At 62.7% G+C, this 25420-nt stretch carries 26 protein-coding genes and 1 tRNA gene; 6 read left to right on the top strand and 21 right to left on the bottom strand.

Translation table 11 applies throughout. The features are described from left to right. Positions 1-111 precede the first annotated feature (111 nt). Together HU738_RS01620 and HU738_RS01615 are read left to right on the top strand one after the other, a co-directional pair. On the top strand, positions 112-1167 hold the full coding sequence (locus HU738_RS01620; RefSeq protein ID WP_186604088.1) for an HlyD family secretion protein: 1056 nt from the start codon (positions 112-114) through the stop codon (positions 1165-1167). Then, entirely contained in the window at positions 1157-2707 is a 1551-nt protein-coding gene (locus HU738_RS01615; protein ID WP_189660721.1) for an MDR family MFS transporter, read from the top strand. The genes HU738_RS01620 and HU738_RS01615 overlap by 11 nt, the downstream gene beginning before the upstream one ends. Before the next feature lie 59 nt (positions 2708-2766). On the opposite strand, the gene uvrB is transcribed toward HU738_RS01615, so the two are convergent. Beyond that, positions 2767-4782 (bottom strand): excinuclease ABC subunit UvrB, encoded by a 2016-nt coding sequence (gene uvrB / locus HU738_RS01610; protein WP_176510205.1) that lies wholly within the window; start codon positions 4780-4782, stop codon positions 2767-2769. Positions 4783-5069: 287 nt separating this feature from the next. On the opposite strand from uvrB, the gene HU738_RS01605 reads away from it, so the two are divergent. Together HU738_RS01605 and HU738_RS01600 are read left to right on the top strand one after the other, a co-directional pair. Further along, positions 5070-6266, top strand: a complete 1197-nt coding sequence (locus HU738_RS01605; RefSeq protein ID WP_054883765.1) for an amino acid aminotransferase — start codon at positions 5070-5072, stop codon at positions 6264-6266. Positions 6267-6328: 62 nt separating this feature from the next. After that, positions 6329-6404, top strand: a tRNA-Asn gene (locus HU738_RS01600). A 153-nt stretch (positions 6405-6557) separates the two neighbouring features. Here HU738_RS01600 and HU738_RS01595 read toward each other — a convergent pair. The 5 genes from HU738_RS01595 to HU738_RS01575 all read right to left on the bottom strand — a co-directional run bounded on the left by HU738_RS01595 (position 6558) and on the right by HU738_RS01575 (position 10029). Continuing rightward, positions 6558-6974 (bottom strand): cupin domain-containing protein, encoded by a 417-nt coding sequence (locus HU738_RS01595; RefSeq protein WP_186604086.1) that lies wholly within the window; start codon positions 6972-6974, stop codon positions 6558-6560. Between the two features lie 100 nt (positions 6975-7074). Next, positions 7075-7635, bottom strand: coding sequence for a DUF1285 domain-containing protein (locus tag HU738_RS01590; protein ID WP_186604084.1), 561 nt, complete (start codon positions 7633-7635; stop codon positions 7075-7077). A 10-nt stretch (positions 7636-7645) separates the two neighbouring features. Continuing rightward, positions 7646-8251, bottom strand: coding sequence for a DUF4823 domain-containing protein (locus tag HU738_RS01585; RefSeq protein ID WP_176510208.1), 606 nt, complete (start codon positions 8249-8251; stop codon positions 7646-7648). Between the two features lie 66 nt (positions 8252-8317). Next, entirely contained in the window at positions 8318-9286 is a 969-nt protein-coding gene (locus tag HU738_RS01580) for a GTP 3',8-cyclase MoaA (protein WP_186604082.1), read from the bottom strand. 107 nt (positions 9287-9393) lie between these two features. Beyond that, on the bottom strand, positions 9394-10029 hold the full coding sequence (locus HU738_RS01575) for a TetR/AcrR family transcriptional regulator (protein ID WP_054883760.1): 636 nt from the start codon (positions 10027-10029) through the stop codon (positions 9394-9396). Positions 10030-10100: 71 nt separating this feature from the next. Between HU738_RS01575 and HU738_RS01570 the strand changes: the two genes are divergently transcribed. Continuing rightward, complete coding sequence (locus tag HU738_RS01570) at positions 10101-11234, top strand: aminotransferase class V-fold PLP-dependent enzyme (RefSeq protein ID WP_186604081.1); 1134 nt, start codon at positions 10101-10103, stop codon at positions 11232-11234. A gap of 267 nt (positions 11235-11501) precedes the next feature. Here the strand turns inward: HU738_RS01570 and HU738_RS01565 are convergent, their stop codons facing one another. The 12 genes from HU738_RS01565 to HU738_RS01510 all read right to left on the bottom strand — a co-directional run bounded on the left by HU738_RS01565 (position 11502) and on the right by HU738_RS01510 (position 21300). Continuing rightward, entirely contained in the window at positions 11502-12284 is a 783-nt protein-coding gene (locus tag HU738_RS01565) for a TatD family hydrolase (protein WP_186604079.1), read from the bottom strand. Between the two features lie 30 nt (positions 12285-12314). Continuing rightward, positions 12315-13301 (bottom strand): DNA polymerase III subunit delta', encoded by a 987-nt coding sequence (locus tag HU738_RS01560; RefSeq protein WP_176507622.1) that lies wholly within the window; start codon positions 13299-13301, stop codon positions 12315-12317. Continuing rightward, on the bottom strand, positions 13294-13926 hold the full coding sequence (gene tmk, locus HU738_RS01555; RefSeq protein ID WP_186604077.1) for a dTMP kinase: 633 nt from the start codon (positions 13924-13926) through the stop codon (positions 13294-13296). Before tmk ends, HU738_RS01560 begins: the two co-directional genes overlap by 8 nt. A gap of 9 nt (positions 13927-13935) precedes the next feature. Continuing rightward, a complete protein-coding gene (mltG, locus tag HU738_RS01550) occupies positions 13936-15063 on the bottom strand; it encodes an endolytic transglycosylase MltG (RefSeq protein WP_186604076.1) in 1128 nt (375 codons plus the stop codon). A 4-nt stretch (positions 15064-15067) separates the two neighbouring features. Then, positions 15068-15883: an aminodeoxychorismate lyase gene (gene pabC / locus HU738_RS01545; protein ID WP_186604074.1), complete on the bottom strand. Its 816-nt coding sequence runs from the start codon at positions 15881-15883 to the stop codon at positions 15068-15070. Beyond that, entirely contained in the window at positions 15883-17127 is a 1245-nt protein-coding gene (gene fabF / locus HU738_RS01540; RefSeq protein WP_176507626.1) for a beta-ketoacyl-ACP synthase II, read from the bottom strand. Before fabF ends, pabC begins: the two co-directional genes overlap by 1 nt. Positions 17128-17300: 173 nt before the next feature. Beyond that, the gene (acpP, locus tag HU738_RS01535; RefSeq protein ID WP_009685065.1) at positions 17301-17537 is read right to left on the bottom strand and encodes an acyl carrier protein; all 237 of its coding nucleotides are present in this window, start codon (positions 17535-17537) and stop codon (positions 17301-17303) included. 203 nt (positions 17538-17740) lie between these two features. Beyond that, positions 17741-18481 carry a 3-oxoacyl-ACP reductase FabG gene (gene fabG, locus HU738_RS01530; protein ID WP_060513100.1) on the bottom strand — a complete coding sequence of 247 codons (741 nt, stop codon included), beginning with the start codon at positions 18479-18481 and terminating at the stop codon, positions 17741-17743. A 15-nt stretch (positions 18482-18496) separates the two neighbouring features. Continuing rightward, positions 18497-19435 (bottom strand): ACP S-malonyltransferase, encoded by a 939-nt coding sequence (gene fabD / locus HU738_RS01525; protein WP_082433413.1) that lies wholly within the window; start codon positions 19433-19435, stop codon positions 18497-18499. A gap of 127 nt (positions 19436-19562) precedes the next feature. After that, positions 19563-20573, bottom strand: coding sequence for a phosphate acyltransferase PlsX (gene plsX / locus HU738_RS01520; protein ID WP_186604072.1), 1011 nt, complete (start codon positions 20571-20573; stop codon positions 19563-19565). 3 nt (positions 20574-20576) lie between these two features. Continuing rightward, the gene (gene rpmF, locus HU738_RS01515; protein ID WP_003247154.1) at positions 20577-20759 is read right to left on the bottom strand and encodes a 50S ribosomal protein L32; all 183 of its coding nucleotides are present in this window, start codon (positions 20757-20759) and stop codon (positions 20577-20579) included. A gap of 13 nt (positions 20760-20772) precedes the next feature. Continuing rightward, positions 20773-21300: a YceD family protein gene (locus HU738_RS01510; protein WP_027919446.1), complete on the bottom strand. Its 528-nt coding sequence runs from the start codon at positions 21298-21300 to the stop codon at positions 20773-20775. Between the two features lie 96 nt (positions 21301-21396). On the opposite strand from HU738_RS01510, the gene HU738_RS01505 reads away from it, so the two are divergent. After that, positions 21397-21975: a Maf family protein gene (locus HU738_RS01505; RefSeq protein ID WP_176507629.1), complete on the top strand. Its 579-nt coding sequence runs from the start codon at positions 21397-21399 to the stop codon at positions 21973-21975. 75 nt (positions 21976-22050) lie between these two features. Here the strand turns inward: HU738_RS01505 and HU738_RS01500 are convergent, their stop codons facing one another. From HU738_RS01500 to rluC, 3 genes are read right to left on the bottom strand one after another with little or no spacing between them, the layout of a single operon-like run. Next, on the bottom strand, positions 22051-23085 hold the full coding sequence (locus HU738_RS01500; RefSeq protein ID WP_225923371.1) for a S49 family peptidase: 1035 nt from the start codon (positions 23083-23085) through the stop codon (positions 22051-22053). A 2-nt stretch (positions 23086-23087) separates the two neighbouring features. Continuing rightward, complete coding sequence (locus HU738_RS01495) at positions 23088-23768, bottom strand: HAD family hydrolase (protein WP_176507630.1); 681 nt, start codon at positions 23766-23768, stop codon at positions 23088-23090. Continuing rightward, positions 23758-24714, bottom strand: a complete 957-nt coding sequence (gene rluC / locus HU738_RS01490; protein ID WP_027919450.1) for a 23S rRNA pseudouridine(955/2504/2580) synthase RluC — start codon at positions 24712-24714, stop codon at positions 23758-23760. Before rluC ends, HU738_RS01495 begins: the two co-directional genes overlap by 11 nt. Positions 24715-25420: the final 706 nt, after the last annotated feature.

Below are 25420 nucleotides of genomic sequence, written 5' to 3'. Positions count from 1 at the left end.
GGGATGTTAGCAGGGAGCAGGCACCGGGCTCCAGCAATGGCGCGAACGTCACTTGTCGGCTGGCCATGTGCCGCTGTTAAATTTAATTACATTTCTGGAACGATAGTCCCCATGCCTGCCCAACTCAAACGCCGCCTGGCGATCTTCTTCACCTTGGTGGCCCTCATCGCCCTCGCCTTCCTGGCCGAGTGGTATTCCAGAGGCCGCTTCTTCGAGAGCACCGACAATGCCTACGTGCAGGGTGAGATCACCCGTATTTCCAGTCAGCTCGGCGCACGCATCGACGAGGTCCGGGTCGACGACAATCAGCACGTGAACAAAGGCGACCTGCTGGTGCGTCTGGAGGCCGCCGACTTCGAGCTGGCCGTGGAACGCGCCCGCGCCGCCCTCGCCACCCGCGAGGCCGAATATGCCCAGGCCCAGAGCCGGCTGACCCAGCAAGGCAGCCAGATCGCCGCAGGGCAGGCGCAGGTCGCCGCCAACCAGGCCACGTTCGACCGCGCGCGCCTGGACCTGAGCCGTGCCGAAAAGCTGCGCAAGCCCGGCTTCGTCTCCGAAGAGCGGGTGACCACCCTGTCGGCAGACAGCCATGTGGCCGGTTCCCAGGTCGACAAAGCGCGTGCCGACCTGCAAAGCCAGCGCCAGCAGGTCAACGCCTTGACCGCCGACCTCAAACGCCTCGACGCGCAGATCGCCAATGCCCGCGCCGACCTGGCCCAGGCGCAACTGAACCTGACCCGCTGTGAGATTCGCGCGCCACTCAGCGGCACCATCGGCCAGCGCAATGCCCGCAGTGGCCAGATCGTACAGGCCGGCGCCTACCTGTTGTCGATCGTGCCCGATGAGAACATCTGGGTGCAGGCCAACTTCAAGGAGACCCAGATCGGCAAGATGCAACCCGGTCAGCGCGCCGAATTACTGTTCGACAGCTACCCCGACACCCCGATCGAAGGCCGCGTCGATAGCCTGTTCGCCGCGTCGGGCGCGCAGTTCAGCCTGCTGCCGCCAGACAATGCCACCGGCAACTTCACCAAGGTGGTGCAGCGCATCCCGGTGAAGCTGACGTTCGCCGCCGACAACCCGTTGCATGGGCGCATTCGCCCCGGCATGTCGGTCACCGCCACCGTCGACCTGCGTCACCAAGACGAAGGCCACGATGGCCGGTGATCAACTGCTCCGCCCGACTGCGGAGCCGACCCGGCGCGACTGGATCGCGGTGATGAGCGTGATGCTGGGGGCCTTCATGGCCGTGCTGGACATCCAGATCACCAACTCCTCGCTCAAGGACATCCAGGGCGCGCTTTCAGCGACCCTGGAGGAAGGCTCATGGATATCCACTTCCTACCTGGTGGCGGAAATCATCATGATTCCGCTGACCGCCTGGCTGGTGCAGCTGCTCTCGGCGAGGCGCCTGGCGGTGTGGGTGTCTGGCGGTTTCCTGGTGTCCTCGTTGCTCTGCTCGATGGCCTGGAACCTCGAAAGCATGATCCTGTTCCGTGCCCTGCAGGGCTTCACCGGCGGCGCGCTGATCCCGCTGGCATTCACCCTGACCCTGATCAAATTGCCCGAGCATCACCGTGCCAAAGGCATGGCCATGTTCGCCATGACTGCCACCTTCGCCCCGTCGATCGGCCCGACCCTTGGCGGCTGGCTGACCGAGAACTGGGGCTGGGAATACATCTTCTACATCAACATCCCGCCCGGGCTGGTGATGATTGCCGGCCTGCTCTATGGCCTGGAGAAGAAAGAAGCACACTGGGAACTGCTGAAAAGCACCGATTATGCCGGCATCGTCACCCTCGGCGTGGGCCTGGGCTGCCTGCAGGTCTTCCTTGAGGAAGGCCATCGCAAGGACTGGCTGGAGTCGAACCTGATCGTCGGCTTGGCGACTGTCGCTGCGATCAGCCTGGCCACCTTCGTCATCCTGCAGTTGTCCAAACCGCACCCCTTGATCAACCTGCGTATCCTCGGCAACCGCAATTTCGGCCTGTCGAGCATTGCCAGCCTGGGCATGGGCGTGGGGCTTTATGGCTCGATCTACCTGCTGCCGTTGTACCTGGCACAGATCCAGGGCTACAACGCCCTGCAGATCGGCGAAGTGATCATGTGGATGGGCATTCCGCAGCTGTTTCTGATTCCGCTGGTGCCGCAACTGATGAAGGTGGTGTCGCCCAAGCTGTTGTGCGCCCTCGGTTTTTGCCTGTTCGGGGTCGCCAGCTTCGGCTCGGGGGTGTTGAACCCGGACTTCGCCGGGCCGCAGTTCAACCATATCCAGATCATCCGCGCCCTCGGCCAGCCGATGATCATGGTGACCATTTCGCTGATCGCCACGGCGTATATCCAGCCGCAGGATGCCGGGTCTGCGTCGAGCCTGTTCAACATCCTGCGCAACCTGGGCGGCGCGATCGGCATCGCCTTGCTGGCCACCTTGCTGGATGCGCGGACCAAGGTGTATTTCGACTACCTGAGGGAGTCGGTGGTGCCGAGCAACCCGCAGGTGGCGGAGCGGCTGGCGCAGTTGACGGAACGGCTGGGCAATGACAATGCGGCGCTGGGCAAGCTGAGCGAAATTGCCCACCAGCAGGCGCTGATCATGGCCTACAACGATGCCTTCCACTTTGTCGGCATCGGGCTGGCGGTGAGCATGGTGGCGGTGTTGTTGACCCGCAAGCTGCCGGAGGGGTTGAAGGCAGGGGAAGCTCATTAGCCGGTACTGGCCTCTTCGCGGCTAAACCCGCGAAGAGGCCAGTACCGGCAACAGATCAATCAGCTGGTGATCAGGCGCTCGCGCAGTTGGGTAATCTCGTCACGCAACTGCGCGGCGGCTTCGAATTCGAGGTCGCGGGCAAGCTGCATCATCTTCTCTTCCAGCTGCTTGATGCGCTTGGTGATCTCGCCCGGCGTTCGCAGCTCGGCCTCGTAACGGGCGCTCTCCTCCGCCGCCTTGGCCATGCCCTTGCGTTTCTTGCTGCGCGCGCCGGGCACGGTGGCGCCTTCCATGATGTCGGTGATGTCCTTGACCACACCCTTGGGCACGATGCCGTTGGCCTGGTTGAACGCGATCTGCTTCTCGCGGCGCCGCTCCGTCTCATCGATGGCGCGCTGCATGGAGCCTGTGATGTTGTCGGCATACAGGATCGCCCGGCCATTGAGGTTACGTGCGGCACGGCCAATGGTCTGGATCAGCGAGCGCTCGGAACGCAGGAAGCCTTCCTTGTCGGCATCCAGAATGGCCACCAGCGACACCTCAGGCATGTCCAGGCCCTCGCGCAGCAGGTTGATGCCCACCAACACATCGAAGGTGCCCAGGCGCAGGTCACGGATGATTTCCACGCGCTCCACCGTGTCGATGTCCGAGTGCAGGTAGCGTACCCGCACATCATGGTCGGCCAGGTAGTCGGTCAGGTCTTCGGCCATGCGCTTGGTCAGCGTGGTCGCCAGCACCCGGTCGCCCTGGGCGACGCGCTTGCGGATCTCCGACAGCAGGTCGTCGACCTGGGTCAGCGCCGGGCGCACTTCTACTTGTGGGTCGACCAGGCCGGTCGGACGCACCACCTGCTCCACCACCCGGCCGGCATGCTCGGCTTCATAGGGGCCAGGGGTGGCAGACACGAAGATGGTCTGCGGGCTGACAGCCTCCCATTCGTCAAAGCGCATCGGCCGGTTGTCCAGTGCCGAGGGCAGGCGGAAGCCGTATTCGACCAGGGTCTCCTTGCGCGAGCGGTCACCCTTGTACATGGCGCCAACCTGCGGAACGCTGACGTGGGACTCGTCGATCACCAGCAGGGCATCGGCGGGCAGGTAATCGTAGAGCGTGGGCGGCGGCGCGCCGGCCGGGCGCCCGGACAGGTAGCGCGAGTAGTTCTCGATGCCGTTGCAGTAACCCAGTTCGAGGATCATCTCCAGATCGAAACGGGTGCGTTGCTCCAGGCGCTGGGCTTCGACCAGCTTGTTGGCCTTGTGCAGGTACTCGAGCCGGTCCTGCAGCTCTTCCTTGATGCCCTCCACCGCCTCCAGCAGGGTTTCCCGCGGGGTCACGTAGTGGCTCTTGGGGTAGAAGGTGAAGCGTGGCAGCTTGCGGAAGACCTCGCCGGTCAGCGGGTCGAAGGCGGCGATATTCTCGACCTCGTCATCGAACAGCTCGATGCGGATGGCCTCGAGGTCGGATTCGGCCGGGAAGATGTCGATCACGTCGCCACGCACACGGAATGTGGCACGGGCGAAGTCCATCTCGTTGCGGGTGTATTGCAGGTCGGCCAGCCGGCGCAACAGGGCGCGCTGGTCGAGCTTGTCGCCCCGGTCGACGTGCAGGACCATCTTCAGGTAGGTCTCGGGGCTGCCGAGGCCGTAGATGCACGACACGGTGGTGACGATGATCGCATCGCGCCGTTCCAGCAGCGCCTTGGTCGCCGACAGGCGCATCTGTTCAATGTGGTCGTTGATCGAGGCATCCTTCTCGATGAAGGTGTCCGAGGACGGCACGTAGGCCTCTGGCTGGTAGTAGTCGTAGTAGGAGACGAAGTACTCCACCGCGTTGTTCGGGAAGAACGCCTTGAACTCGCCATACAACTGCGCCGCCAGGGTCTTGTTCGGCGCCAGCACCAGGGTTGGCCGCTGCACCTGCTGGATGACATTGGCGATGCTGAAGGTCTTGCCCGAACCGGTCACCCCTAGCAGGGTCTGGTGCGACAGGCCTGCGTCGATACCCTCGACCATCTGGCGGATGGCCTCGGGCTGGTCGCCGGCCGGCTGGAAACGGGTGACGAGCTGGAACTCGGACATGACGGACCTCGCGGTAACGCAGTAACTGTAAATTTAGCCAGTAGTCTATACCCAAATGCGCCCGCCAGGGGCCGGAATCAAGGCCAAGCTGTGAGCGCGCATTACGGTGGACCGGGCATTTCGACCAATGGTCGAAAAATATTTGCGCAAATCGCCGGAAAACCTGCGCCCGACTGTCGCAGTGACCGGTCGGTATCACTATACTGACTCCCCGTTTGTGCACCGCTTCAGTGCATTCGGCTGGAGCGTGTACGCCCTATCACTCTCCAATCAGAGCCGAAGTAACAATGAGCCTGTTTTCCGCTGTCGAGCTGGCACCCCGCGACCCTATCCTGGGCCTCAACGAAGCATTCAACGCCGACCCACGTACCGACAAGGTCAACCTGGGCGTAGGCGTGTACTGCAATGAGGAAGGCCGCATTCCGCTGCTGCGCGCCGTGATCGAAGCCGAAACCCAGCGTGCAGCCCAGCACGCCTCGCGCGGCTACCTGCCGATCGATGGTATCGCCACCTACGACCAGGCCGTGCAGAAACTGCTGTTCGGTGCCGAATCACCACTGCTGGCCGCTGGCCGCGTGGTCACCGTGCAGGCCGTGGGCGGCACTGGCGCTCTGAAGATCGGCGCCGACTTCCTCAAGCGCGTTTCGCCGAATGCCGTGGTTGCCATCAGCGACCCGAGCTGGGAAAACCACCGGGCGCTGTTCGAAAGCGCGGGTTTCCCGGTGCAGAACTACCGTTACTACGACGCGCCGAGCAACGACGTCAACCGCGCCGGCATGCTCGAAGACCTCAACGCCCTGCCATCCGGTTCGATCGTCGTGCTGCACGCCTGCTGCCACAACCCGACCGGCGTCGACCTGACCCTGGACGACTGGAAGAATGTTCTGGAAGTGGTCAAGGCCAAGGGCCACGTGCCATTCCTCGACATGGCCTATCAGGGCTTCGGTGATGGCATCGGCGAAGACGCCTTTGCCGTGCGCCTGTTCGCCGAGTCGGGCATGGAGTTCTTCGTATCCAGCTCGTTCTCCAAGTCGTTCTCGCTGTACGGCGAGCGCGTCGGCGCACTGTCGATCGTCACCGCCTCGAAAGACGAAAGCACCCGCGTCCTCTCGCAGGTCAAGCGTGTGATTCGCACCACCTACTCCAACCCGCCGACCCACGGCGCGACAATCGTCGCCACCGTGCTCAACAGCGCCGAGCTGCGCCAGATGTGGGAAGCGGAGCTTGGCGAGATGCGCGAACGCATCCACGGCATGCGCAAGCAGATGGTCGCGCTGTTGGCCGAATACGGTGCCAAGCGCGACTTCAGCTTCGTCGGCCGCCAGGTGGGCATGTTCTCCTACTCGGGCCTGACCGTTGAGCAGGTTGCCCGCCTGAAGAACGACTTCGGCATCTACGCGCTGGACACCGGCCGCATTGCTGTCGCCGCGCTGAACCAGAGCAACATCCACGTGGTCACCAAGGCCATCGTTGAAGTGCTGTAACTGATTGATTTGTCAGGAGGTCGCTTGACTTCCTCCTGGCAATCGGTAAGATACGCGCAGATTCCGCGATAGCTCAGTCGGTAGAGCAAATGACTGTTAATCATTGGGTCCCTGGTTCGAGTCCAGGTCGCGGAGCCAAACACTGAGAAAGCCCCCGTATGCGCAAGCATCGGGGGCTTTTTCGTTGTCTGGCGGAAGATCTTTGGCGCCGGTGAAATCGAGCGCCGCGCGGGCGGCGCTCGATCTCACCGGCGCTGAAGATCTCCAGCCAGGCATCTCAGGGCCCACACATCACTTCCTGACCGGCTCAGTCACCGGCTTGCCTTCATCCACCAGGCTCCATACGAGCAATTTGGCAGGCCGGGTCTTGCTGGCGTTTCGCGAAACGCTGTGCTCGGTGCCGGGCGCTTCGTACCAGTACTCACCGGCCGTGTAGGTTTTTTCCTGCTCATCGTTGAGTTTCGATACCACCGCCCCTTCCAGCACATAGGCCATTACCGCCCCCGGATGCTGGTGGGCAGGTGAAGCTTGCCCGGGGGCATAGCTGACCGTGAGCATGACGGCGCTCTTGCCTGGGGCGTTCGAGGGCTGTTGTTGCTGAAGGACTTTTACTGGGTCTGCGGCGTCGCCGTGGGCCCAGGCAGTGGCCTGGCCACCCAGCAATCCAGCGGCAATAAGCAAGGCAAACGAAAAGTTGGCAGATTTCACGGGCTTTCTCCTGACTGGCGATTGCCTGCAGGTTAGGCCCGGCGGCACAGGGTGCAAACGGCCAATCAGAAGGAAAAGCAGGGGGCCAGCCGGAACGCTCTCAGCAATTGCGCCCGATCGGATAGAACACGCCATGGCTCCACACCCCGAGCCACTCCTCGCCATCGATTACCCGTGGCACCGCCAGGTCGACCAATTGGTAGAACACATTGCGGTGGATCAATGCCTCGAGATTGCTGCGCATCAGTACATAAGGCGACGGCTCCTGGGTCTGTGGATCGATCTCGACCCGCAACGGGTTCTGCGGCCCGGCCTCAGCCTGATCCTCGACATTGCTGGTAAAGCGCAGCACCTGTGCCTCACCACTCCCTAGCACCTCAAGCGTCACGGCCACGAATGGCGCATCATCAACGCGGATGCCGACCTTCTCCACCGGGGTAATCAGGAAATAGTCATCGCCATCGCGGCGTATGATTGTCGAGAACAGGCGAACCATTGGTTTCCGCCCGATGGGCGTACCCAGGTAGTACCAGGTCCCATCGCGGGCAATACGCATGTCGATATCGCCGCAGAAATCCGGGTTCCACAGATGCACCGGCGGCAGCCCCTTGTGCTTGGGAACTTGCGCCAATAGATCGTTGGCCTTGCCGGAATCCGTCATCGCCCTGCCCTCACTCGCTCATGCCCAGAAGGCTACGAGCGTACTCGCGCATCGGTGCGCCAAGCAAATCCTGGGGCGACTGGTCGTGGAACGTCAACAAACCGCCGCGGCTCTTGATGCGTACCGTGTCGATCAGGTAGCGCGTGTTGGTCTCGATCAGCATCATCTGTACGACACCGGTGTCCCAACCCACGCGGTCGACGGCCTGCTCGTCATACCATTGGTCGCCGTTACCGATACGGTCATCCGTGCGAGCGAAGCGGGTATACAGGACATAGTCGGCGCCCACCGAGCGGGCCTGGGTAATCGCTTCTTCGAGCCCCAGCGGCGCTTGGGCGCGACGCACCAGCGGGAAATACTCGATGAAGCTCTTGAATGCCTCCTCGGCCACCACGTTCTGCTTCGGCAACGGCCCCTTGCCTGGCGGCATGAACGCGCCTTGGCCGATGAAGATGAACGAATCAGGCTGCAGACGAATCGACAAGCTACGACGGGTATCGCTGTGGTCGAGCAAACCGGCGTCGCTCATGTGGTAACGGACGCCTTCGCCCATATCGCTGACATTCATGCAACCGCCCAACGCCATCAGCGTCAGCAGCAAGACCAAGCTACGCATCTTTCCTCCAGTGACCGGTGACGAAAAACCGGCGAATAGCCGGCGGATGCAGCTTTTGCGCCAGCTTCAACCGCCGATCACCTTCATCACCATCACCCCTCCTGAAAACGCCAGTTCCTGCTTGTCTGCCAAGGCTTTTACCAGCAGCCGCTGCAAGCCAGGGAGCGCCTGATGACGGGGTTTCTCCAACAGGTCGCCGATAAAGTGACGATTGCCGGAGGACAGGCAGCCGTGCAGCCAGCCGGTAGAGGACAGGCGCAGCCGCGAGCAGGTACGGCAGAACGGCACGCTTTCATTGGCGATGACGCCGAAATGGCCATGCCCCGGGATCTGGTAGCGCAGCGCCGTAGCATCCGGCGGTGCGTCGACCGGCTGGTAGGCATGACGGCCGCCGATCACATCGAGCAAGGCATCGAGCCCGACAAACTGCTGCAGGAACGCATTGTTGTCCCGGGCCAGGTGGCCCATGCGCATCAGCTCGATGAAACGCAGCTCGAACCCCCGCGCCATGCAGTAATCGAGCATCGGCAGCACCTGATCGAGGTTCTGCCCACGCATCGGCACCATGTTGACCTTGATCCGCATGCCCATGGCGCTGGCCTGATCCATGCCCGCCAACACGCTGGCCAGGTCACCGCCACGGGCGATGCGGCGGAACGCATGGGGATCGAGGGTATCGAGGGACACGTTCAAGCGGCGAATACCGGCCGCCTGCAGTCGTGGCAGCTTGCGGGTGAGCAGCTGCCCATTGGTGGTCAGCGTGATGTCGTCAAGGTCGAGCTTGGCTACCGCCGCCAGAAAGGCATCCAGTCGGGGACTGACCAACGGCTCGCCACCGGTAATGCGCAAGCGCTCGATACCAGCAGCTTCGATAAGGTAGGCCACGCCCCGCGCCAGGGTATGCGCGGACAGTTCATCCTGGGCTGCTACCAGGCGCTTGCCGTCCGGCACACAGTAGCTGCAGGCGTAGTTACAGGCAGCCGTCAGGCTGACGCGCAGGTTGCGAAAACGCCTGCCTTGACGATCGACGATCATGGATGACTCCGGCATGGATGAATCGGGGCTGGCAAAACTTGACTCATGGTTCAAGTTTTTGCAAGTCCCCTTTACACCCCGGGCTCACCCGCTGACGACAAGTGCCTTTAGTGAGTGGCTTCCGGATCACGCTTGCGCTTGTTGCCCATGCGCACGCCGATATCCATGAGGAACTGGAAGAAGCCTTCCTGATCTTCCAGCACGTTGCTCCAGAACGGCGAGTGGTACAGCGCCACGGCGCCATGTACCAACGCCCAGGCGGCGCAGTAGTGGAAGTACGGCGGCACGTCTTCAAGCTTGCCTTCGCTGATGCGGCCCTTGATCAGCTGGGTCAGGCGGTCAAAGTTGGAAGCGCGGATGCTGTGCAACTGCTCGACCATTTCCGGGACCTGATTGCCCTTGACCACCTTCTCCTCCAGGCGGTCGAACAGCCGGTAGCGCTGCGGGTCGCGCATGCGGAACTCGAAGTAGGCGCGCGACAGCGCCTCCTTGTCGCGATCGACATCGGCCGAGTGCAACAGCGCGTTCAGGTCACGCTCATAGTCGAGCATCAGGCGCAGGTAGATCTCCGCCTTGGACTTGAAGTGCTTGTAGATCGTGCCTTTGCCGATCCCCACGGCGTCGGCGATCATCTCGACAGTGACGCTGTCTTCACCCTGTTCGAGGAACAGCTTCAAGGCTGTATCGAGGATTTCCTGTTCGCGACGGCGAAACTCACGGACCTTACGAGGTTCTTTCTGCATAGGAAGGACTGGATGACATTGAAGCGGTTTATTATGCCTAACTTGCAGCAAATTGCACGGATCATCCAACCATGTCTATGTTTCTCGATGAGTTTGCCCAGGCGCCGGGGCTGCGTTACCTGAACCACGCCGCCATCGCGCCCTGGCCACGCCGGGCCAGCGAGGCCGTGGCACGCTTTGCTCAGGTCAACGTGCGCCTGGGTGCGAGTGACTACCCGGCATGGCTGGCCACCGAACGCAGGCTGCGGGAAAGGCTGGCACGCCTGGTCAACGCCCCATCCCAGGCAGACATCGCGTTGGTGAAAAACACGTCAGAGGCGCTTTCGCTGGTCGCGTTCGGCCTCGACTGGCAAGCCGGTGACCAGGTGGTGATCAGCGACGAGGAATTTCCGTCCAACCGGGTCGTCTGGGAAGCCTTAGGCGTGCATGGCGTCGAGGTAACCAAGGTGAGCCTGGCCGGGCCTGACCCTGAAGCGGCACTGCTCGCGGCCTGCGGCCCGCGTACACGCCTGCTGGCAGTGAGCGCCGTGCAGTTCGCCAGCGGCCTGCGCCTGGACCTGCCCCGCCTTGGCGAGGGGTGCCGGGCACGTCATGTCCTATTCTGCGTCGATGCCATCCAGCAGATCGGCGCCCTGCCTTTCGACGTGCAGCACGCTCAGTGCGACTTCGCCATGGCCGACGGCCACAAGTGGATGCTGGGCCCCGAGGGCATGGGCTTGTTCTATTGCCGGGCGGCACTGCGCCCGCAGTTGAAGCTGCACGCTTATGGCTGGCATATGCTCGAACGGTTGGGCGACTTCGACCGCCGCGAGTGGCAGCCGGCACGCAGCGCAAGGCGTTTTGAATGCGGCAGCCCGAACATGCTGGGCGCGTGCGCCCTGGAGGCCAGCCTGTCATTGCTGGAGGAGCTAGGCATGGCAGAGGTCGGCCGGCACTTGCAACTGCGGGTCGAGCAACTGCTTCAGGGCCTGGCCAGTATTCCCGGCGTACACCTGCATAGCCCGGTATCCCCGGAAAAACGTGCGGGCATCGTCACTTTCAGCCTTGCGGGGCAGGACAGCACGGCTGTCTATCGAAGCCTGATGGCGGAGCAGACGATCTGCGCACTAAGAGGGCCAGGTATACGGTTTTCGCCACATTTCTATACCAGTGAGCAGCTGATCGACGAAGCTGTCCAGCAAATACGGCGCTTGGCCATGCGCTGAGGGAGGAAGGGACAGCGGGCGTATTCCAAATCTGTTTAAAAAACGAACAGAGAAGCACTGGCACTGCGCCAAAGCTGACCAATACTTGAAGTGTTGGCGCGGCGCATCCCCCCCAAGTGGCGCGCCAATAAAGGTGCTCAGGGACCGCGTACCTTTGTTTTACTCCTAATGGTCTTAACCCGGATTCCCCCCCCAGAACCCGGGTTTTTTTTATCCGGGGAGAAGCAGCAAGATTGCAATTGGGCCGGGAAGTGCCTGCCCTGCCCCTCAGGCCACTCGCGCCAGCGGGAACAGGCGCTTGAAGTTGCCCGTGGTCTGCTCCGCCAACTGCTGGTAACTGACCCCACGCAACGATGCCACATACTCCGCCACCTCCCGTACATACTGCGGCAGGTTCGGCTTGCCACGATGCGGGATCGGTGCCAGGTACGGCGAATCGGTTTCCACCAGCAGGCGATCAACCGGCACTTGCCGCGCCACATCGCGCAAAGCTTCGGCATTGCGGAAGGTGACAATACCGGACAACGAGATGTAGTAGCCCAGGTCCAGCGCCGCCCTGGCCATGTCCCAGTCTTCAGTGAAGCAGTGCAACACGCCCGCCTGCGGCAGGTTCGCTTCACGCAACAGCGCCAGGGTATCGGCCCGCGCCGCACGGGTATGCACGATTACCGGTTTGCCGGTCTGCCGCGAGGCCTCCAGGTGCAGGCGGAACGACGCCTGCTGCAACTCGGCGGCTTCCGGCTCGTAGTGGTAGTCCAGGCCGGTTTCGCCAATCGCCACCACATGCGGGTGCGCCAACTCGCGCAGCAGCCACTCCAGCGCCGGCGTCTCGCCCGGCGCAAGGTCCAGCGGGTGCACACCCACCGAGCAGTCGACATCGGCGTACTGCTCGCTCAGCGCCTTCACCGCCCCGGCATTTTCGGCGCTGACGCCAATGCACAGGAAATGCCCTACCCCACGCTCGCGCGCTGCCTGCAGGGCTGCATCGAGGGAGCCCTGATGGGCGCTCAGGTCAAGACGGTCGAGATGGCAATGGGAATCTACGAGCATGGGAGGCGGCACACATGAAAAGATGGAAAGTCAGCGGGAACCGGGCAGCTGCAGCCAGTGGCCCAGCAGCGCTTCCAGCAGCAATACACGATTGAGGTTGGCTTTGCCGAGCACCTTCTGGCGCTGTTCGAGGATCCATGCCTGGACCTCCAGCACCTTGCCCTGACGAGCCTTCTGCGCGAGGTACTGCACCACCTTGCGCATGTCGGCCAAGCCCAACCCCGCTTCATCCTGGGTCAACTGGTAGCGCAGGATCAAGTGCGACCAGTCGCAAAACCAGTCGAACAGCAACAGCAACGGCACATTGCTCCAGGCCTCGGCCAGCTGACTGGGCGATTGCTGCTGCTTGAGCAGCTTCTTCACCCCGTCAGTCACCAAGGCCCGTTGCTCACGCACACCTTGCGCTTGCAGGCTGACCGCCATCAGCGGCGAACCGGCGGCGAGGGTCAACAGCTCTTCGCGCTCGGCCTCGTCGCTCTCGGGCAATGCCGTGGCCAGCCAGGCCTGGCTCTGCGCCAGGCTGGGCTGTGGGCAGACGACTTGCTGGCAGCGGCTCTTGATCGTCGGCAACAGGCGGCTGGGCTGATGACTGACCAGCAGCAGCACGGTATCGCCCGAAGGCTCCTCCAGGCTCTTGAGCAAGGCGTTGGAAGCATTGACGTTCATCGCCTCGACCGGCTCGATCAGCACCACTTTACGCCCGCCCAGCTGCGCCGTCTGCACCACGAACGACACCAATTCGCGCACCTGATCGACCTTGATCGGCTTGTCGGCCTCCTCCGGCTCCAGCACGAAGTTATCCGGGTGGCTGCCCGCCTTGAGCAACAGGCACGACTTGCACTGCCCGCAGGCATCCAGCGCCTGCGGCTGCTGGCACAGCAGACGCGCCATCAGCCGTTCGGCCAGGGCGCGCTTGCCGATGCCCTGCGGCCCGTGCAGCAGATAAGCGTGGGCGTGGCGGGCGCGCCCGGCCAGTTGCTGCCACAGCGCTTGCTGCCAGGGGTAGGCCTCAGCCACGGCAACGCTCCACGATGCCCGGCTGCAGCGCATCGATGGCGCGCTGCACGGCCTCCAGTGGCTGGGCGGCGTCGAGCAGGCTGTAGCGCTGCGGCTCGCCGTGGGCGCGTTGCAGATAGGCCTGGCGCACGGCTTCGAAGAAGGCCTGGCCTTCCTGCTCGAAACGGTCCAGGCGACCGCGAGCGGCAGCACGGGCCAGGCCGACCTCCACCGGCAGGTCGAAGACCAGGGTCAAGTCCGGACGCAGGTCGGCCTGGACGAATTGTTCCAGCGCAGCGATACGCTCCACCGACAGGCCGCGGCCGCCGCCCTGGTAAGCATAGGTGGCATCGGTGAAACGGTCGCAAAGCACCACCGCGCCACGGGCAAGCGCCGGGCGAATCACTTCGGCCAGGTGCTGGGCACGGGCAGCGAATACCAGCAGCAGTTCGGTGTCTGCGGCCATCACTTCAGCGCTTGGCGCCAGCAACAGCTCGCGGATTTTTTCAGCCAGCGGCGTACCGCCAGGCTCGCGGGTCAACACCACGTCCAGGCCCTGCTCACGCAGGCGCGCAGCCAGGTAATCGCGATTGGTGCTCTTGCCCGCGCCTTCGGGGCCTTCTAGGGTAATAAACAAGCCGCTCACTGGCAGTCCTTAATGTTGTTCGTCGGGCGTTGCCGCGTCGGCCGGCGCGGCGTCGCTGGCAGGATCCTGCTCGGCGGGTTCGGCCGCGTCTGCAGGCGCACTTTGCGGCGCCGGGCTGGACCGGTAATCCGCTCGACGCTTGAGCTGAAACTCACGCACCGCCGAGTTGTGATCGTCCAGGTCATCGGAAAACACGTGGCTGCCATCGCCACGGGCCACGAAGTACAGGCTGGTGCCATCGGCCGGGTTGAGCGCGGCATGGATCGCCTCCCGCCCGACCATGGCGATCGGGGTCGGTGGCAGGCCGGTCATGGTGTAGGTGTTGTAAGGCGTCGGCTCACGCAGGTCGGCGCGGGAAATCTTGCCGTTGTAGCGCTCCCCCATGCCATAGATCACCGTCGGGTCGGTCTGCAGCATCATGCCCAGGCGCAGGCGGCGGATGAAAACCCCGGCGATTTGCCCGCGCTCCTGAGGAATGCCGGTTTCCTTCTCCACCAGCGAGGCCATGATCAAGGCCTGGTAGGGATCACGGTAAGGCAGGTCAGTGGCGCGCTCGGCCCATTCCTTGGCCAGTACTTCGTCCAGGCGCATGTAGGCCTGCTGCAGCAGCTCGACGTCACTCATGCCACGCACGAAGCGATAGGTATCGGGGAAGAAGCGGCCTTCAGGGAACACGCCGGTGTGGCCGAGCTTGTCCATCACTTCAGCGTCGGAAAGGCCATCCAGGGTGTGCTTGAGCTTTTCATGCCTGGCCACCGCCGAACGCACCTGGCGGAAGGTCCAGCCTTCGACCAGGGTCAGGTTGTACTGCACTACATCGCCACGGCGCCAGACGTCGAACAGTTGTTCCACGGTCATGCCGGGGGTGAGGCGATACTCGCCGGTATGCAACTGCGTGCCGGCCATGTTGAAGCGCCAGTACAGACGCAGCCAGACGGCGTCATCGAGCAAGCCTTCAGCCTGCATGCGATAGAACATGCGGTTGGGGTTGGTGCCACTGGGCACGTCGAGCAGGCGCTCTTCGGCCACATGCAGGGGCTGCTCCAGCACCGAGTTGATCTTCCAGGCCGACCAGCCCAGGGCCAGGCCGGCGAGGATCAAGCCCATTTCCAGCAGCAGCAGGAATTTGCGTCTCACGAATTCAGGTATCCAGTAACGTACGGGCAACGGCCTGCAGTTTACGGGTGAGTGGGCCCGGCGACCAGTTCAGCGCGGCAATTCCGCGCACGGGCCAGACGCCATAGACACTGTTGCAGACAAACACTTCGTCCGCCTGTTGCAATTCGTCGAACCCGATATCTCGCACCTGTACCGGGATGCCCAACCGCTGCGCCTGCTCCAGCAGGGCACCGCGCATCACGCCAGCCACGCCGCAACGGCTGAGGTCAGCCGTGAGCAGCACGCCATCGCGCACCAGGAACAGATTGCTGTATACACCTTCGACCACCCTGCCCTGCCCGTCACGCATCAGGCCTTCGGCATGTTCGCTGTCCTGCCATTCGGCACGGGCCAGCACCTGCTCCAGGCGATTGAGGTGTTTGAGACCGGCTAGTAACGGTTGTTCCCCAAGCCGGGTCAGGCAGGGAAAAAGCCGCACGCCGTGCTCGGCATGTTCGACAGGATAGCTGGGCAAAGGGCTGCCCTGGAGAATCCGCCGCGGTGCAACGCCGGCAACCGGCGCGTAGCCCCGCTGGCTGTCGCCACGGGTGAGGACCAGCTTGGCGACTCCGTCACCGAGCTGACGGGCAAAGCGCAGGATTTCATCACGCACCAGCGCCAGATCGGCGTCGATCATCAGGCGCTGGCAGCCCAGCGCCAGGCGGGCCAGATGGCCGTCCAGCAGACTGGGCCGGCCAGCGCGCACGGCGATGGTCTCGAACAGGCCATCGCCGTAGGCCAGGCCGCGGTTCTGCAAATTGATCGCAGTCGCGGGCTGGCCGTCGATCCAGCTGTGCATCAATCGGCGAACCGGCGGAACACCAGCGAACCGTTGGTGCCACCAAAGCCGAACGAGTTGGACAACACCACGTCGATCGGCATGCTGCGCGCCTGGTGCGGTACGAAGTCGAGGTCGCAACCTTCGTCCGGCTCATCGAGGTTGATGGTCGGCGGCGCCATCTGGCTGTTGATCGCCAACACGCTGAAGATCGCCTCGACAGCACCGGCGGCGCCGAGCAGGTGACCGGTCATCGATTTGGTCGAGCTGACCGCCAGCTTGTAGGCATGCTCGCCGAACACGCGCTTGATCGCCGCGACCTCAGCGATATCGCCGGCCGGGGTCGAGGTACCGTGGGCGTTGATGTAACTCACCGCTTCAGGCTGGATGCCGGCATCGCGCAGGGCATTGGCCATGCAACGGGCAGCACCTTCACCGCTGTCGGGCGGCGATGTCATGTGGTAGGCGTCACCGCTCATGCCGAAACCGACCAGCTCGGCATAGATGGTCGCACCACGGGCCTTGGCGTGCTCCAGTTCCTCGAGCACCAGGGCGCCGGCACCGTCGGACAGCACGAAGCCATCACGGCCCTTGTCCCACGGACGGCTGGCACGGGTTGGCTCATCGTTGCGGGTGGACAGCGCCCGAGACGCACCGAAGCCCCCCATGCCCAGGCCACACGCAGCCATTTCGGCGCCACCGGCAATCATCACGTCGGCTTCACCGTAGGCGATGTTGCGTGCGGCCATGCCGATGCAGTGGGTGCCGGTGGTGCAAGCGGTGGCGATGGCGTAGTTCGGCCCCTGCAGCCCGAGGTGGATCGACAGGAAGCCGGAGATCATGTTGATGATCGAACCGGGTACGAAGAACGGCGAAATACGGCGCGGGCCTTGCTCGTGCAAGGTACGGCTGGTTTCTTCGATGTTGGTCAGGCCGCCGATACCCGAGCCCATGGCCACGCCAATGCGCTCACGGTTGGCGTCGGTGACTTCCAGGCCGGCATTACGCACCGCCTGGAAACCGGCCGCCAGGCCGTACTGAATGAACAGGTCGAGCTTGCGGGCCTCTTTGGCCGACAGGTACTGCTCAACCTCGAAGCCTTTCACCGAGCCGCCAAAACGGGTGGAGTAGGCAGACAGGTCCGTATGCTCGATCGGACCAATGCCACTGCGGCCAGCCAGAATGCCCTGCCAGGTGCTCGGTACATCGGTACCCAGTGGCGACAGCATGCCCATACCGGTGACCACGACGCGTCTACGCGACACAGTACTCTCCTTTTCTAATCACAGAGTTTCTTGCCATTGCATTCAAGCAATGGAATGAAATGGCAACAAGCTCTCGTAGCGAGCGAAACGACGGCGCTGGCTCGCAAAGAAAAAACCGCACGCCGGCAAAGGCAGTGCGGTTCTTCTCGACAAGAAGCGTCGACTACAACGTCTTAAGCCTGGTGGTTTTTGACGTAGTCGATTGCAGCTTGAACGGTAGTGATCTTCTCGGCTTCTTCGTCAGGGATTTCGGTCTCGAATTCCTCTTCCAGAGCCATCACCAGCTCAACGGTGTCAAGCGAATCGGCACCCAGGTCATCGACGAAGGACTTCTCGGCAGTCACTTCCTCTTCCTTGACGCCCAGTTGCTCGGCGACGATTTTCTTGACGCGTTCTTCGATGGTGCTCATACCTAGTTTTCACTCCTAATGGACATATGTCAGGCAGCTGGCCGGTGACCAAGTTTATAGAAAGACGTTCGCTTTTCAAGCGGAACGCAGCTTCCCTTTAGCCACCGCACCCGCTGCCTGGAATCTGGTTGCAGCTTTATAACGGATTTTAGGCTCGCAGTATGACTCTTTTTTGAAGCAATCCGTCACATTGAGTTGCAGTTTTACATGTACATCCCGCCGTTGACCGGCACGGTGGCACCGGTAACGTAGCCAGCGCCGTCCGACGCCAGGAACGAAACCACCTTGGCAATTTCGTCAGCCTGGCCCAGGCGGCCCAGCGGAATCTGGGTCTGCAGGGCTTCGCGCTGCGCTTCTGGCAGTTCGCGGGTCATGTCAGTATCGATGAAGCCCGGGGTCACCGAGTTGACGGTGATGCCACGCGAGCCCACTTCACGTGCCAGGGCGCGACTGAAGCCTTCGAGGCCGGCCTTGGCCGCCGCGTAGTTGGCCTGACCGGCGTTGCCCATGGCCCCGACGACCGAACCGATGCTGATGATACGACCCCAGCGCGCCTTGGTCATGCCACGCAGCACGCCCTTGGACAGACGGTAGAGGCTGTTCAGGTTGGTGTCGATCACGTCGAACCACTCGTCGTCCTTCATGCGCAGCATGAGGTTGTCACGGGTGATACCGGCGTTGTTGACCAGAATGGCCGGTGCGCCGAACTGCTCACCAATGGCACCCAGCACGGCTTCCACGGACTCGGCGCTGGTGACGTTCAGTTCCATGCCGGTGCCGGCGATGCCATGTTCTTTCAGGGTGGCGGCGATGCGCTCGGCACCGGAAGCCGAGGTGGCGGTGCCGATCACGGTCGCGCCCTGGCGGCCCAGTTCGAGGGCGATGGCCTGGCCAATACCACGGCTGGCGCCGGTGACCAGTGCAACTTTACCTTGCAGGCTCATGCAAGCTTCTCCAAATCAGGCCAGCGCCGCGCGGGTGGCGGCGACAGCGTCAGGGGTATTGAGGTTGTAGGTGGTCACGCCGTCGGCGCAACGCTTGTTCAGGCCAGCCAGGACCTTGCCCGGGCCGCACTCGACCAGGTTGACCGCACCATTGGCGGCCAGGGTCTGCACGCATTCAACCCAGCGTACCGGCTGGTACAGCTGTGCCAGCAGGTCTCGCTTCAGGGCATCGAGGTCGGCGGCGACAGCGGCGGTGACGTTCTGCACCACCGGGATCTGCGGGGCCTTCCATTCGATGGCGTTGACGGAGTCGGCAAAGCGCTCGGCAGCCGGCTTCATCAGGGCGCAGTGCGACGGCACGCTGACCGCCAGCGGCAGGGCGCGCTTGGCACCCTTGGCCTTGCACAGTTCCACGGCGCGGTCGACCGCAGCCTTGTTACCGGCGATGACCACCTGGCCTGGCGAGTTGAAGTTCACGGCGCTGACCACTTGGTCTTCGGCCGCTTCGGCGCAGATTTCCACCACGACGGCGTCATCCAGGCCCAGGATCGCAGCCATGGCACCGTGACCGGCAGGCACGGCTTCCTGCATCAGCTGACCACGACGTTCGACCAGGCGCACGGCATCTTTCAGCGACAGGGCCCCAGCGGCGACCAGGGCGCTGTATTCCCCCAGGCTATGGCCGGAAACGAACGCCGGTTGTGCGCCGCCCTCTTCCAGCCACAGGCGCCACAGGGCGATGGAGGCGGTGAGGATCGCTGGCTGGGTCTTGTCGGTTTGGTTGAGTTGTTCTTCCGGGCCTTCCTGGACCAGCTTCCACAGGTCGTAGCCCAGAGCCTCGGAAGCCTCCTTGAAGGTCTCGATGACCACCGGCTTTTCAGCGCCGAGTTCGGCGAGCATGCCCAGCGACTGGGAACCTTGACCGGGGAAGACGAATGCGAGGGATGCAGACATTGAACAAGCCCTTATGATCTTGTCATCGGATAGGGTGCGCCGGGCCTTGGGCCGGGCGCGGAATCTGAAAACTTGGATGGAAACACAGACCAAGCGGTCACATTTAAGCACTTCATCGGCGAAATGCCTAAGGCAACAAATCTTCGAGGCGACCATGCAGCCGCTGCGGGAGGTTCTCCTGGATCTCGATCAGCGCTCGCTGGATCGCGCTCTGGAAGCCCTGCACGCCCGCCGAACCATGGCTCTTGATGACGATACCCTGCAGGCCGAGGAAGCTCGCGCCATTGTGCCGCGCTGGCGCCAGGTCGGCCTGCAGGCGCTTGAGCAACGGCATCGCCATTGCCCCTGCCACCCGCGACAACGCACCGCCCTTGAACAGCTTTTCGATACGCGCGCCGATCATGGTCGCCAGACCTTCGCTGGACTTGAGCAGGATGTTGCCGACAAAACCGTCACACACCACCACATCGGCCTCACCGCGATACAAGCCATCACCTTCGACGAAGCCGACATAGTTGAGGCCACGGGCGTTCTGCAGCAGGGTGGCGGCCAGCTTGACCTGCTGGTTGCCCTTGATGTCCTCGGTACCGATGTTCAGCAGCGCCACGCGTGGCCGGTGAATACCCAGGGCCTGGGCAGCCACGGACCCCATGACGGCGAACTGGTAGAGGTTTTCGGCACTGCAGTCGACATTGGCGCCCAGGTCGAGCAACTGGCAGTAACCCGCCTGGGTCGGGATCGCCGCGACCATGGCCGGCCGATCGATACCCGGCAAGGTCTTGAGCACGAAACGCGACAGTGCCATCAGCGCCCCGGTATTGCCGGCACTTACGCAGGCCTGGGCCTTGCCGTCCCGCACCAGTTCGAGGGCGATGCGCATCGACGAGTCCGGCTTGCCACGCAACGCCTGGGATGGCCGCTCGTCCATACCGACTACCTCACTGGCGGCGACAATCTGCAGGCGCGCGCGATCCGCAGCCGCAAGGCCGCTGACAAGATCTTCAAGGAGGGAGGGTTGACCGACGAGGGTCAGGTGCAGCGAGGGGGTAGCCGAAAGGCAGGCAATGCTAGCCTGGACAATGCTGCGGGGACCGAAGTCCCCGCCCATTGCGTCGATCGCGATGATCTGAGCGGACAAGGATTACTCGTCAGCGCCCTTGTCGACCACTTTGCGGCCACGGTATACGCCTTCTGGCGAAACGTGGTGACGCAGGTGCACTTCACCGGTGGTCTTTTCTACCGACAGCGCGTTTTCCGACAGGGCGTCGTGGGAACGGCGCATGTCACGGGCAGAGCGGGATTTTTTGTTCTGCTGAACAGCCATAATTGATTAACTCCTAAACGTTTGGGTCACGCTTTAACTGCGCCAAAACACTGAACGGGTTGGACCGCGATACCTCGTCCTTGCTCGATTCGGGCTCGTCTGCGCCCGCCGGCTGCTGGCATTCTTCCGGATGGTGAGCAGGCACGATAGGCAAGGCGAGCAGCAGCTCCTCCTCGACCAAGGCCTGCAGATCCAAAGGATCTTCGCCCAGTTCCAGCACGTCATAGCCTTTCGGCAACGACTGGGTATTCGCACCCTCCTTCACCACGGCGTAAGTACATTCGCTGTGGATCGGCAGGGTGACCAGCTCAAGACAACGCTGGCAAACCATTTTGACTTCGACGTCCAGCTCGCTGTGGATAACCACCACGTGCTGTTCATCTCGTTCAAAATCGAACTTCGCCTGCACCGTACCGACATCGTCGGAAAGCGGGTCGCAGAGTCTTTCCAAATCAGCGAGTTGCAGCGTACCAGTGATGGATACGCCTCGGTCGGCTAATTTGCGCGGGTCAACGTGAGGTGGAATCGGGTCATTCAACATAGGCGCAGCATTCTAGGGATGCCCCCCGCCCCTGTCAAAGGAAATTAGGCGGCATCTCGCATGTTAGAATCGGGTTCAACTGACCAGGAGTCTATCATGCTGCCTCTGTTGCTGGCTTCCAGCTCTGCCTACCGGCGCGAACTGCTCGCGCGCCTGCGCCTGCCCTTCACCTGGGCAAGCCCCGACCTAGACGAGCGACGCCTGGCTGACGAACCCGCCGTGGATCTGGTGAAACGCCTGGCCAGGCAAAAGGCCGAAGCGCTTGCCGCCAGCCATCCGGGGCACCTGATCATCGGCTCCGATCAGGTCGCGGTATTGGGCGAGCAGATCCTCGGCAAGCCGCACACCTTCGATCGCGCCTGCGAGCAGCTGCTCGAAGCCAGCGGCCAGCAGGTGACCTTCCTGACCGGGCTGGCGCTGCTCAATACCGCAACCGGACTCTGCCAGGTCGACTGCGTGCCGTTCACGGTCATCATGCGCGAGCTGAATCGGGAGCAGGTGGAGCGCTACGTGCAGGCGGAGCAGCCGCTGGATTGCGCGGGGAGCTTCAAGGCGGAAGGATTGGGGGTGAGCTTGTTTCAGAGCACTCATGGGTGCGATGCCACCAGCCTGATCGGACTGCCACTGATTCGGCTGGTGGATATGCTGACGCGGGAGGGGGTGGTGGTGCCTTAGCCTGGCTTGGGATTTTTGCGCCTGCGAGATCGAGCGGCGCTCGACCTCACAGACACCACAAGACGCACGACAGACTCAGCGCAACTGCGGCCCCTGGAACCCCATCCACATGGCCAGATGCTCGGCAACGCTGGCACCGATGCGCTTGGAGAAGCGATCGAACGGCGATTCCTGCACGGTGTAATCGACCAGATCCTTTTCACCGACGATCTCACGCGCCACGTAGCTGGCACTGCCCAGCCCATCCACCAGCCCCAGTGCCTTGGCCTGCTCACCCGACCAGACCAGGCCACTGAACAGCTCCGGATGCTCCTTGTCCTTCAGGCGGTCGCCCCGCCCCTGCTTGACCATGGCGATGAACTGCTGGTGCGTGGTATTGAGCACACCCTGCCAGAACGCACGCTCTTCAGGTTTTTCAGGCGAGAACGGATCAAGAAACGCCTTGTGCTCGCCAGCGGTGTAGGTACGACGCTCGACACCCAGCTTCTCCATGGAACCCACGAAACCATAGCCGGCCGCCGTCACACCGATGGAACCGACCAGGCTGGCCTTGTCGGCATAAATCTCATCCGCCGCACTGGCGATGTAATAAGCCCCGGAAGCGCCCAGGTCGGCAATCACTGCATACAACTTGATATCCGGGTGCTCAGCACGCAGGCGACGGATCTCGTCATACACATAGCCTGCCTGCACAGGGCTGCCGCCCGGACTGTTGATGCGCAGGACCACCGCCTTGGTCTTGGGGTCCTTGAACGCATCGCGCAGGCTCTTGACGATATTGTCGGCGCTGGCCGCTTCCTGGTCGGCAATCACCCCGCGCACTTCAACCAGCGCCGTGTGATTGCCACTGCGCGACGCGGCCTTGTCCACATCCATGAACGGCAGGAACAGGGCGAGAATGCCAAACAGGTAGATGAAGGTCAGGAGCTTGAAGAAGATCCCCCACCGCCGGGACCGACGCTGCTCCTGGACCCCGGCCAGCAAGGTCTTTTCAAGCAACTTCCAGCTCTTCTGCTCGACACGAGCCTCTTCGTTCTGCGCTTCACGCGCTTCGCGAGCGAGACGCTCCTCTTCGGTCTCGTTAACCGGCGCTTTCCACTCGTCAGCCATGCTCACCTACCTTGGAATTGGACTTGCCTGGAACCAGCCAGCCACTCGCGCAGCTGGGAAAAATGATCGATGCATACTTGCGGACCAAACTCGGCCAGCGCCTGAAGCGACATCGCACCGTAGCCCACCGCCACCGAATGCATGCCGGCATTGCTGGCCATTTGCAGGTCGAATGCCGAATCTCCGACCATCAGCGCCCGACCAGGTTCGACACCACAATGCCCGAGGATTTCCTCAAGCATGAGCGGGTGAGGCTTGCCACGGGTTTCGTCGGCGGCACGGGTGACATCGAAGAACCGCTCCCAACCATTGGCCTTGAGCACCCGATCCAGGCCGCGGCGCGCCTTGCCGGTCGCTACTGCCAGGCGATAGCCCTCGGCACGGAAGGCATCCAGCGATTCGACCACACCTTCGAACAGCGGCGAAGGTTGTTGATCGAGGGCCATATAAATGTCGGCGTAGTGCTGACGGAAGGTTTCGACCTGCTGCGGATCAAGGTGAGGATACAGTGTCGAGATGGCCTCCCCAAGCGCCAGGCCAATGATGCCCTTGACCGCACCCTCAGGGCTTGGCGCCTCGCCGGCACGCTCGGCAGCGGCATTCATCGCCTCGACGATGCGGCCAATGGAATCGGCCAGGGTGCCGTCCCAGTCGAAAATCAGCAGCTCATAGTCACGGCGCACTCAAACGCTCCACGGTCTTGGCCCAGACTTCGTCCACAGGCGCTTCGAGTTTCAGCTCGCCGCCATCTGGCAGCGGCACGGTCAATGCGTAGGCATGCAGGAACAGGCGCTTGCCACCCAGTTCGCGGATCTCACGGCTGAAATCCTCGTCGCCATACTTGCTATCACCGGCGATCATGTGCCCGGCATGCAGGGTATGCACACGAATCTGGTGGGTGCGACCGGTGATCGGGCGCGCCTCGACAATGGTGGCGAACTCGCCGAACCGGCGCAGCACGCGGAACAGGGTCAGCGCTTCCTTGCCCTCATCGTTGACTTCGACCATGCGTTCGCCGGAGCGCAGGTTGCTCTTGAGCAGCGGGGCGTTGACCTGCTTCTTCGAGGTTGGCCAGTGACCGCGCACCAGCGCCATGTAGCGCTTGTCCACGCCATCACCGCGCAAGGCCGCATGCAAGTGGCGCAGCATGCTGCGCTTCTTGGCGATCATCAGCAGGCCAGAGGTGTCGCGGTCCAGGCGGTGCACCAGCTCCAGCTCCTTGGCGTCCGGGCGCAGCTGGCGCAGCGCCTCGATCACGCCGAAGCTCAGGCCGCTGCCACCGTGCACGGCGATGCCGGCTGGCTTGTTCATCACGATCAGCGCCTTGTCTTCGTAGACGATGGCGGCTTCCAGGCGCTGCAGCAGCCCCTGGGCCACCGGCGCCGGCTCGTCACGCTCGGGCAAGCGCACGGGCGGCACGCGCACGATATCGCCGGCCTGGATCTTGTACTCGGGTTTGACCCGCCCCTTGTTGACGCGCACCTCACCCTTGCGCAGGATGCGGTAGACCAAGGTCTTGGGCACGCCCTTGAGCGCGGTGATAAGAAAATTGTCGATGCGTTGGCCGGCAAGTTCCGGCGCGACTTCGATCAGCTGGACGCCGGAAGTCGGGGGGGTATTGGTCGTCATGGAGGGGATCATAACAATTATTTATGGAATTGAAGCAGTTAATCATTACTGCTATAGTCGCGAACGCCGCCAAAAGCGGCAGGCCAGTGAATCCAGGCCCTGGGCCGGTTCCTGACCTACGCAGTTCTCCAGGACGCGAGGCCGTCCTACGGGGTTTTCGCCAGTTTACCGAATTGCCTGGAATCGCCACCAGCGCTGTGTAGAGAAGACCGAAAAAAAACGACAAGTGTGGTTTTTCACCTGCTTCCCGATTCTTTTCGCTGCACCTCTGCCCGCCCCCGTCGCTTCCACGCAACGCAAGGCGAATGCTTCGGAAATACCTGCCTTGGACATGTAATGGCGTCAGCTTCCCGTTCGAAGCTGGCGAAAAATGCAACCCGTTGCGGATTCAGCGCGCGGCAGCACCCGAATTATCAGGGATACGTGCAGGGTGGAGATGCACAGCCCTCGGACCGTGTAGCACCGCGTCCGGCCACCGGCCCACTGAATGGCCGGCGAGCGGATAAGGTCCTGAACAGATGCCTCCGGGCGTCCACGGCTGACGGTTGATTCCTCCTCCTGACTGAGTGCACGAGGCCCGCTTGGTTGATTCGGATACCCATTCGAAGCCACCGGGGCCTGGTAGGCACCGCAGCAAACAGGACGCGTCGTCGCGACAACGGCAGGCTGGGCAACCGGCTGGTGCCGAACGTTGCTCGACACGGGG

Origin of the sequence: Pseudomonas vlassakiae, assembly GCF_014269035.2 — a bacterium.
Taxonomy (GTDB): Bacteria; Pseudomonadota; Gammaproteobacteria; order Pseudomonadales; family Pseudomonadaceae; genus Aquipseudomonas; species Aquipseudomonas vlassakiae.
This window is presented reverse-complemented; position numbering and strand designations above follow the sequence as displayed.

What these genes read in the sequence shown, in the direction of transcription:
- HU738_RS01620 (WP_186604088.1), top strand. Translation starts at nt 112, where the DNA reads ATGCCTGCCCAACTCAAACGCCGCCTGGCGATCTTCTTCACCTTGGTG.
- HU738_RS01615 (WP_189660721.1), top strand. Translation starts at nt 1,157, where the DNA reads ATGGCCGGTGATCAACTGCTCCGCCCGACTGCGGAGCCGACCCGGCGC.
- uvrB (WP_176510205.1), bottom strand. Translation starts at nt 4,782, where the DNA reads ATGTCCGAGTTCCAGCTCGTCACCCGTTTCCAGCCGGCCGGCGACCAG.
- HU738_RS01605 (WP_054883765.1), top strand. Translation starts at nt 5,070, where the DNA reads ATGAGCCTGTTTTCCGCTGTCGAGCTGGCACCCCGCGACCCTATCCTG.
- HU738_RS01590 (WP_186604084.1), bottom strand. Translation starts at nt 7,635, where the DNA reads ATGACGGATTCCGGCAAGGCCAACGATCTATTGGCGCAAGTTCCCAAG.
- HU738_RS01585 (WP_176510208.1), bottom strand. Translation starts at nt 8,251, where the DNA reads ATGCGTAGCTTGGTCTTGCTGCTGACGCTGATGGCGTTGGGCGGTTGC.
- HU738_RS01580 (WP_186604082.1), bottom strand. Translation starts at nt 9,286, where the DNA reads ATGATCGTCGATCGTCAAGGCAGGCGTTTTCGCAACCTGCGCGTCAGC.
- HU738_RS01575 (WP_054883760.1), bottom strand. Translation starts at nt 10,029, where the DNA reads ATGCAGAAAGAACCTCGTAAGGTCCGTGAGTTTCGCCGTCGCGAACAG.
- HU738_RS01570 (WP_186604081.1), top strand. Translation starts at nt 10,101, where the DNA reads ATGTCTATGTTTCTCGATGAGTTTGCCCAGGCGCCGGGGCTGCGTTAC.
- HU738_RS01565 (WP_186604079.1), bottom strand. Translation starts at nt 12,284, where the DNA reads ATGCTCGTAGATTCCCATTGCCATCTCGACCGTCTTGACCTGAGCGCC.
- pabC (WP_186604074.1), bottom strand. Translation starts at nt 15,883, where the DNA reads ATGCACAGCTGGATCGACGGCCAGCCCGCGACTGCGATCAATTTGCAG.
- acpP (WP_009685065.1), bottom strand. Translation starts at nt 17,537, where the DNA reads ATGAGCACCATCGAAGAACGCGTCAAGAAAATCGTCGCCGAGCAACTG.
- fabG (WP_060513100.1), bottom strand. Translation starts at nt 18,481, where the DNA reads ATGAGCCTGCAAGGTAAAGTTGCACTGGTCACCGGCGCCAGCCGTGGT.
- fabD (WP_082433413.1), bottom strand. Translation starts at nt 19,435, where the DNA reads ATGTCTGCATCCCTCGCATTCGTCTTCCCCGGTCAAGGTTCCCAGTCG.
- rpmF (WP_003247154.1), bottom strand. Translation starts at nt 20,759, where the DNA reads ATGGCTGTTCAGCAGAACAAAAAATCCCGCTCTGCCCGTGACATGCGC.
- HU738_RS01510 (WP_027919446.1), bottom strand. Translation starts at nt 21,300, where the DNA reads ATGTTGAATGACCCGATTCCACCTCACGTTGACCCGCGCAAATTAGCC.
- HU738_RS01505 (WP_176507629.1), top strand. Translation starts at nt 21,397, where the DNA reads ATGCTGCCTCTGTTGCTGGCTTCCAGCTCTGCCTACCGGCGCGAACTG.
- HU738_RS01500 (WP_225923371.1), bottom strand. Translation starts at nt 23,085, where the DNA reads ATGGCTGACGAGTGGAAAGCGCCGGTTAACGAGACCGAAGAGGAGCGT.
- rluC (WP_027919450.1), bottom strand. Translation starts at nt 24,714, where the DNA reads ATGACGACCAATACCCCCCCGACTTCCGGCGTCCAGCTGATCGAAGTC.